4 protein-coding genes and 4 pseudogenes are annotated in these 4,437 nt (G+C 64.3%); 7 read left to right on the forward strand and 1 reads right to left on the reverse strand.

All coding sequences use genetic code 11. The features are described from left to right. Positions 1-363 precede the first annotated feature (363 nt). From ACR65W_RS02200 to ACR65W_RS02230, 7 genes and pseudogenes are all read left to right on the forward strand, one after another. A pseudogene (locus tag ACR65W_RS02200) lies at positions 364-704 on the forward strand (Tn3 family transposase); the annotation flags it as partial. A 142-nt stretch (positions 705-846) separates the two neighbouring features. Continuing rightward, positions 847-1,218, forward strand: a complete 372-nt coding sequence (tnpA, locus tag ACR65W_RS02205) for an IS66-like element accessory protein TnpA (RefSeq protein WP_434498893.1) — start codon at positions 847-849, stop codon at positions 1,216-1,218. Then, positions 1,215-1,562 carry an IS66 family insertion sequence element accessory protein TnpB gene (tnpB, locus tag ACR65W_RS02210; protein WP_434498892.1) on the forward strand — a complete coding sequence of 116 codons (348 nt, stop codon included), beginning with the start codon at positions 1,215-1,217 and terminating at the stop codon, positions 1,560-1,562. The genes tnpA and tnpB overlap by 4 nt, the downstream gene beginning before the upstream one ends. 72 nt (positions 1,563-1,634) lie before the next feature. After that, positions 1,635-3,239, forward strand: a complete 1,605-nt coding sequence (tnpC, locus tag ACR65W_RS02215; protein ID WP_434498891.1) for an IS66 family transposase — start codon at positions 1,635-1,637, stop codon at positions 3,237-3,239. A 2-nt stretch (positions 3,240-3,241) separates the two neighbouring features. Continuing rightward, the gene (locus ACR65W_RS02220) at positions 3,242-3,475 is read left to right on the forward strand and encodes a hypothetical protein (protein WP_434498890.1); all 234 of its coding nucleotides are present in this window, start codon (positions 3,242-3,244) and stop codon (positions 3,473-3,475) included. Positions 3,476-3,520: 45 nt separating this feature from the next. Beyond that, positions 3,521-3,733, forward strand: a pseudogene (locus tag ACR65W_RS02225) (Tn3 family transposase); the annotation flags it as partial. 110 nt (positions 3,734-3,843) lie between these two features. After that, positions 3,844-4,146, forward strand: a pseudogene (locus ACR65W_RS02230) (IS110 family transposase); the annotation flags it as partial. A 173-nt stretch (positions 4,147-4,319) separates the two neighbouring features. Here the strand turns inward: ACR65W_RS02230 and ACR65W_RS02235 are convergent. Then, positions 4,320-4,437, reverse strand: a pseudogene (locus tag ACR65W_RS02235) (IS5/IS1182 family transposase); the annotation flags it as partial.

Raw genomic sequence — 4,437 nt, forward strand, 5'->3', positions numbered from 1 at the left:
ACCGGCGCACCCCGGACGAGGCTTACTTCGGCGCAAGGATAATCGCGGCGGCGGCATAACCGTCGCGACGATTTTGATGCAGCTCTGGTCGGGCTTCGCCCTCCCGACGCCGCATCAAAATCGCAAGGCCCCGCATTCAGAATAACCCGGCAGGAATCCACTTAACTTCCGCGGGGCGCTGTTCAAACAACCGGGACCAGCTCTATACTTCATGGCTGCTCCTTCCCGATGCTCGTGGCGATTCGACACCGACCACGTTCTCACATCTCGACAGGAGCAGCCGCCTTCATCACACCTCGGCCAAGACCCCAATCACCCCATCTGTCACTCAGATTGTCGCGCCATAGCACGGAGTACAAAGCGCTCACCCCAATCATCGGCGGCGCGATCGACATGCGTGTCGTGGGCGACAACTGGGATGAAATCCTGCGGTCGGGCGCCTCGATCAGGGCCGGAACGGTCGCGCCTTCCGCGCTCATGCGCCGTCTCGCCGCCTATCCGCGGCAGAACGCCATCGCCAAGGCGCTGCGAGAAATCGGACGCCTGGAGTGCACGCTGTTCATGCTCGACTGGATCAGCGACCCGGCCTTGCGCCGCCGCGCCAACGCCGCCTCAACAAGGGCGAGGCCCGCAACGCGCTCGCAAGGGCGGTGTTCTTCCATCGTCTCGGCGAAATCCGCGACCGCACCTTCGAAAATCAGCGCTCGGCCTCAATCTCGCAGTCGCCGCCATCATCGTATCCCTCCGCCGTGGGCCGCCTGGCATTGATGTCGGTTTTTGAGATAGCTGCCTGACGGGTGGCGCGATGATCGTGTCCATTTCAATTACAAGCGGACACTATCTCCGATGTCGAGCAACAATGACGATCCGGTGGCGCTCAGGCGCAAGCGTCGATCATGGGCTCTGGAGGAGAAGCGCCGAATCGTCGACGAGAGCCTTGAGGATGGGGCTTCGATCGCCGAAGTCGCGCGACGGTACGACCTCAACGCTAACCAGCTCTTCACCTGGCGGCGGCAATTTGGCGTCGAGCCGACCGCGCTGCAGGAACTCGCGCCGATTCTGCCCGTGACGATCACGCCGGACACGCCGACAGAAAATTCCGCTCCAGGGTCGACCGGCCAAATGGAGATCGTCCTCGCCGAGGGGGATCGGATCATCGTGTGGTCCGATGTCGAGACAGCAGCGCTGTCGCGGGTGGTGAAAGCGCTGCGGCGATGATCCCGCTGCCAGCGGGCTGCCGGGTCTGGATCGCGACCGGTCACACCGACATGCGACGCGGCATGCATGGTCTTGCCCTTCAGGTGCAAGAGCAGTTGAAGCGCGACCCGCATGCGGGCGATCTCTACATCTTCCGCGGGCGCCGCGGCGATCTCGCCAAAATCCTCTGGCATGACGGGATCGGCCTGTCGCTTTACGCCAAGCGACTCGACCGCGGAAAGTTCATCTGGCCTGCGGCGAGCGCGGGCGCGGTGTCGATCTCGGCCGGGCAGATGGCCTATATGTTGGAAGGAATCGACTGGCGAAATCCGCAACCCACCTACAGGCCGCAAAGCGCGGGGTGAGGCGCGAAAAATCCGGGCACGGGGGCATTTTGGGGCGCCTCGAATCGCTGGATTCGTGATTCACTTCAGGTCATGGACGCCGCCGCTCTTCTCGATGAAAACGCCGCGCTGAAGGCGGAACTCGCCGTCGCGCGGGCGAAGGCGTCGGAAGACATGGCGCTGATCGCTGCGCAAAAGCTCCAGATCGCCAAATTGCAGCGCCAGATCTACGGGCAGAAGTCAGAGCGGTCGGCGAGGCTGCTCGATCAGTTGTCGCTCGAACTCGAAGAGCTGGAAACGAGCGCGACGGAAGACGAACTCGCCGCGGAGCGCGCTGTCGCCAAAACGACGACGGTCGCTGGCTTCGAGCGCAAGCGACCGGAGCGCGACACCTTCCCCGACCATCTGCCGCGCGAGCGCGTCGTGACCGAGGCGCCGAAAGCCTGCGCCTGTTGCGGCGGCGCGCGTTTGCGCAAGCTCGGCGAGGACGTGACGCGGACGCTGGAGACGACGCCGCGCCAGTGGAAGGTCATCGAAACCGTGCGGGAGAAGTTCACATGCCGCGACTGCGAGAAGATCACGCAGTCGCCGGCGCCGTTCCATGTCGTCGCGCGCGGCTGGGCGGGTCCGAGCCTGCTCGCGATGATCGTGTTCGAGAAGTTCGGCCAGCATCAGCCGCTGAACCGGCAGGCCGAGCGCTATGCGCTCGAGGGCGCGCCGATCGCGCTGTCGACCATGGCCGACGCAGTCGGCTCCGTCTGTGCGGCGCTCGAGCCGCTGCTGCGTCTCGTCGAGGCGCATGTCCTCGCCGCCGAACGGTTGCATGGGGATGACACTACGGTTCCAGTCTTGGCGAAGGGCAAGACGGACACGGGCCGGTGCTGGGTCTATGTCCGCGACGACGCGCCCTTCGGCGGCGCCGGGCCGCCGGCGGCGATGTTCTATTACTCGCGCGATCGGCGCGGCGAACATCCGCAGGGCCATCTGTCGACTTATTCCGGCATCCTGCAAGCGGACGCCTATGACGGCTACAACCGGCTGTATCTGGCGGGGCGCGCGCCCGGCCCGATCCACGAGGCGGCGTGCTGGAGCCACGCGCGACGGCCCTTCTTCGCCATGGCCGACATCGAGGCGAACGCGCGTCGCAAGGCGGCCGGGAAAAAGGAAATGCCCCTCTCGCCGATCGCTATGGAAATCGTGCGTCGCATCGACGCGCTGTTCGCCATCGAGAGATCGATCAACGGCAAGAGCCCCGAGGAACGGCTTGCTGTTCGTCGTAACGAGAGCCGGCCGCTGGTCGACGCGCTCCGGACTTACATGCGAGAGCAAGTCGCGAAACTCTCACGCGGACACGACCTCGCCAAAGCGATGCAATACATGCTGAAGCGCTGGCCCGCCTTCACACTGTTCCTCGAAGACGGGCGCGTTTGCCTCTCCAATAATGCTGCCGAACGCGGCCTGCGCGGCATCGCTTTGGGAAGAAAATCGTGGTTGTTCTGCGGTTCAGATCGCGGGGGCCAGCGTGCCGCCGCCATGTACAGCCTCATCGTCACGGCGAAGATGAATGGCGTCGATCCGCAGACCTGGCTCGCCGACGTCCTCTCGCGTATCGCCGCGCATCCCGCTCACCGGCTGGACGAGTTGCTGCCGTGGAACTGGCGATTGGCGGCTCCGCGTGCGTCGGCGCTGGCGGCCTGAGCATGCACGTCAACAAGGTCGATCACGTCACGACCGTCGAGCGCGTCGCCGCACGTCTCGGTGAGAACGTCGACTTCATTCACGATGTCGCTCTCGAAATGGACACCGAGGACGGCGTCGTCTGGGTCTATGGCGTCGGGGACGACGGCGTTCTCGCGTTCACCGACTTCGGCATCGAGACTCTCGTCGAGCTGATCGAGGTCCACAAAGATTTGAAGTCGCGCGCCGGCGCCTGACGCAACCTGAAATCATCCCCTGCGGCCCACGCCGGATGCATACCCATCATCCTCTGGAACACCGTCTATCTCGGGCGTGCCGTCGACGAGATGCGCGCGCGGGGAGAACCCATCCCCGACGAGTTTCTCGCCCATATCGCCCCGCTCGGATGGGAGCACATCGCCTTCAACGGCGATTACGTCTGGCCGGCAGAAATCCTCGGAACCGGCTTCAGACCCCTGCGAAACCCGCGCGCAGCCCTACTTGACGCGGCTTAGATGCCGTAATGACCCCCCTGGGCCTCCGGCGAAGGCAGTGGCTGTCCCCCGTATGATGGTGAAACGGGGTCCTGGTTGCGCACCGGCCCCAAGCATCAGGGAGAACAGCCGTGGAACATTATGCCGGTATCGACGTGTCTTTGGAACTCTCTAGCGTTTGCATCGTGGATGCGAAGGGCAAGATCGTGAGGAAAGCAAAAATCGCGAGCGATCCCGATGCGCTCGTCGCCTTCTTCAAGAAGTTGGGCCTTCCGGTGGCTCGGATCGGGATCGAAGCCGGGCCGCTGTCGCAATGGCTTTACGCCGGGCTGGCGCAAGCCGGTTTCGAGGCGGTTCTTTTGGAGACCCGACACGTCAAGGCGGCGCTGTCGGCCATGACGGTCAAGACCGACCGCAAGGACGCGCGCGGCATCGACGTTGCGCCGCTCATTGGGCGGCCAGTTGGACACCTCCAATAACCCTGTTTTCTGGGGTCGATAGCGCGGCATGACGCGGTCCGACGTCTTCGCGCAGGGTGATATTTGGCCTGCTGCGTCCCGTGTGTCGTTGCTTGAAGAGCGGCGGCCATTCCCGTCGCTCATATTCCTTACGCGGGTGCGCCTCGCTCGTGCAGCCAGACGAAGCGGCGCATGTTGTAGGCGAGATTGGCGAGCCCGATCTTGAGCCGCGCCCGCGCCAGGCCGATGGTTCGCACGAACAGGCCC

Origin of the sequence: Methylocystis sp., assembly GCF_051062815.1 — a bacterium.
Taxonomy (GTDB): Bacteria; Pseudomonadota; Alphaproteobacteria; order Rhizobiales; family Beijerinckiaceae; genus Methylocystis.

What these genes read in the sequence shown, in the direction of transcription:
- tnpA (WP_434498893.1), top strand. Translation starts at nt 847, where the DNA reads ATGTCGAGCAACAATGACGATCCGGTGGCGCTCAGGCGCAAGCGTCGA.
- tnpB (WP_434498892.1), top strand. Translation starts at nt 1,215, where the DNA reads ATGATCCCGCTGCCAGCGGGCTGCCGGGTCTGGATCGCGACCGGTCAC.
- tnpC (WP_434498891.1), top strand. Translation starts at nt 1,635, where the DNA reads ATGGACGCCGCCGCTCTTCTCGATGAAAACGCCGCGCTGAAGGCGGAA.
- ACR65W_RS02220 (WP_434498890.1), top strand. Translation starts at nt 3,242, where the DNA reads ATGCACGTCAACAAGGTCGATCACGTCACGACCGTCGAGCGCGTCGCC.